The 2,130-nt window shown below is 40.6% G+C and carries 2 protein-coding genes and 1 pseudogene; all 3 read left to right on the top strand.

What is annotated here, in order from left to right:
• Positions 1 to 228 precede the first annotated feature (228 nt).
• On the top strand, positions 229 to 834 hold the full coding sequence (locus NR121_RS24860) for a GNAT family N-acetyltransferase (protein ID WP_256832136.1): 606 nt from the start codon (positions 229 to 231) through the stop codon (positions 832 to 834).
• Positions 835 to 838: 4 nt separating this feature from the next.
• On the top strand, positions 839 to 1,609 hold the full coding sequence (locus NR121_RS24855; RefSeq protein ID WP_256832135.1) for a GIY-YIG nuclease family protein: 771 nt from the start codon (positions 839 to 841) through the stop codon (positions 1,607 to 1,609).
• A gap of 90 nt (positions 1,610 to 1,699) precedes the next feature.
• Positions 1,700 to 1,831 (top strand): annotated as a pseudogene (locus tag NR121_RS25240) (cytochrome b6); the annotation flags it as partial.
• Positions 1,832 to 2,130 lie beyond the last annotated feature (299 nt).

The following is a 2,130-nucleotide window of genomic DNA, read 5'->3' as shown; positions in this document are numbered from 1 at the left end:
GGCTATATGACGCCTGTTCAGTATCGCCAAGAAGCCCTTAAAAAAATTGTCTGATCTACTGTAGACAATCCACTTTGAAGCGGTTCATAAAGAGTTTGCTCATATGTTTCAAGGGTATCAGGGGTATTGATCTTGAAAAGCTCTTTTGGCTTTAGCAGGTTTTGACACAACACATGGCGAAATTTGTAACAATCAACTTGAAGATGAAGTAAAGAAGGTGTTTGTAGCTTGTTCAAAAATTTATTCGGAGATCCCTTCGCTGATCTTGAACGTGAACATAAATCGATCCCGCTGAAGCGTAAGAGCGACATCACTTACGAAGTCGAGTGGCGGACAGCCGATATCGAGAAAGACGGTCATAAAGTAATCCATGTCGATCAAACTCGGCATGGCGAGACGGTCATGATCTATCGTCTACACCACAATGACTACAACGAGTTTGAAGATCAGACTATTCACTTGCGTATCAAGATCATAACCCTTACGGGGGTAAAAAGCCCTGACTCGAATGCTTTCTTGTCCTTTTACCATACGAACAAGCTAATGCGGATTTCGGATATCAAGATCAAAGGCGAGCGAGTTAGCCGCGGTTACGGTTCGATCCTGATGAAAGCCGTCATGCAGTTCGTCGATCAACTGCAAGTCCGGTATATCACCGGATGGATATCCGGGGTCGACTGGGATCACATAGATCGATCGGAGCATTTTTACAGGAAACATGGTTTTGATGTTGAGCTGAACCATGAAGTCCAAAGTGGCAGAATTACATGGGTTAATCAGGCACTTGAAGCTACCCAAGATGAATTGAAGTCGATTATTTCAAAGGGGGAGTAGTTTGTTGTTTGGGACTATCATAATGGATGCTTACCGTAAAGAGGAAATTGGTCAGATAGCATTTGCACTTGATGACTTATGTTCCGCAACAGATAGTTACGGGTGGGCTTCTTCAGGAATATACTGTTACTGGAATTATTACACCAACGAATTACTTTATATTGGGCTAGCTGTAGACTTAACAGAACGCTTTAAACAACACAATGGGTTGCTTCCAGTTGCCCCTACAAGTTGCAAGTATGAAAAGATAATGGAGTATTTTCAGACGAACGAAAAGCTAGGTTTCACAATTTTTGTTCAATCACCATTGAGCCAGGCAGTAACTAGGAACAATATTTATAAGTGGTTTGGCTATGATCCGGAGCAATTTCAAATTCAGGATTTTACAAAAGATAAGTTCAGAGAGGAACTAAAAGTCTTAGAGGGTATATTGATTGAGACTTATAGAATGAATAAAGGAACTTTACCTCCTTGGAATGCAGTTTCTGGGAGTATATCTGGTCAAAAAAGAGCAACGGAAGGGAATTATGAAATAGTTAAATGTTTTACATCTATCGAACCTTCACCACTTACCGCTAGATATTCACTGAGGGAATTATCGAATGATCCCGTTATTGAGGGACACGAAATTTTCCTACATGCAGCAAGAATTCTGATGTTGAGTATGGGTATCACGTATAAAGAGTCTTTGGATATTATTCGTAGTCAAGATTCTGTGGGGGTCTATAATCAGTTGTTAGAATCAAATTACTTTTCAAAGCGACTTGTTATCTGAGAAGTGGGTAAATGCAGCCGCTTAAATTCAACTGAGAAATTATGGGGGAAGTAATTTATGAAACGACCTATCGTTCGAGCGTTGATAGTCGGGTTGATCTTTATCATCACATATTATGTATTTCAAGTACTTCGCGGCATGTACCTCACTTATAACTATGTGCCGGACATTATTAAATCGTATGACTCAGTTGACCACCTGCAGCACAGGGTTTCCTTTGGTATTTCAGGAGATCCCGCAAGGATATTATTCGAGGTTTTGGGGTTGTTATTGCTTGGCATGATTATGTATTTTGGTGTGAGAATGATCAGGGGCAAGAAATAAAGAATGCTGGCAATTAAAATGCGAAAGAGATGGTGAGATGATGAAAGCATGGGCTAATATCGATATTCCACTCAAGAGCTACACCATTCACTTGGATCTCGACACATGCCCTTATGTCGTTGAGATGGATTGTCAACAGTAAATCAGACAATTTTTTTAAGGGCTTCTTGGCGATACTGAACAGGCGTCATATAGCC

This window comes from Paenibacillus sp. Pae15 (assembly GCF_024519685.1).
Classification (GTDB): domain Bacteria; phylum Bacillota; class Bacilli; order Paenibacillales; family NBRC-103111; genus Paenibacillus_G; species Paenibacillus_G naphthalenovorans.
The sequence above is the reverse complement of the archived record's forward strand: the minus strand, read 5'-3'. Positions and strand labels throughout refer to the sequence as shown.